Source organism: Caballeronia calidae, assembly GCF_900044055.2.
Taxonomy (GTDB): domain Bacteria; phylum Pseudomonadota; class Gammaproteobacteria; order Burkholderiales; family Burkholderiaceae; genus Caballeronia; species Caballeronia calidae.
Window position 1 is genome coordinate 1 of record NZ_FCOX02000378.1, and the last position, 507, is coordinate 507.

A 507-nucleotide genomic window follows, 5' to 3' on the forward strand; every position below is an offset into this window, starting at 1 on the left:
GCCAGATCTTGCAGATCGGCTTTAAAAAGCCATGAATTGCTTGGGTTGCTGCCTCCGCCATCGCACAACAGCAGTAACCGTGTGGCCCGGGGATAATCGACGCGTCCCTGCGTTTCCCACCAGTGCGCCACGCTGTCGCAGGCAAACTGTGTCGTGTCACAGCTCACGCCGATGTTCACATGCGCCTTATTCAGGCCGATGTCGTACAGCCCATGCGGAATAATCTTGCCCTCGCTGTAGCTCGGAAAATCGTGGTCGAGGACTTCAAGCTGCTCGCGCGTGTACAGCTTGCCGCCGCGATAGAAGTTGCCCAGCATCTCCTTTTTCTTCGTATCGATGCTGATCACAGGTTGATCGTCTGCGAGGTATTCCGACTTGAGTTGCGAAATACGCTGAAACTGCGCATCGCGCTGCGCATGAGATTTGAGCGACTTCTTTTTCTGCGATTGCCGACGGGAAAATCCGTTTTGTTTTAACAGTTGCCTGACGGTTCGCACGCTCACCCGT

Annotated in this window: 1 protein-coding gene; it reads right to left on the reverse strand. The window is 54.6% G+C overall.

The features are described from left to right. On the reverse strand, positions 1-507 hold a 507-nt coding region (locus tag AWB78_RS43120; RefSeq protein ID WP_157697941.1), incomplete at both ends, for an ISAzo13 family transposase.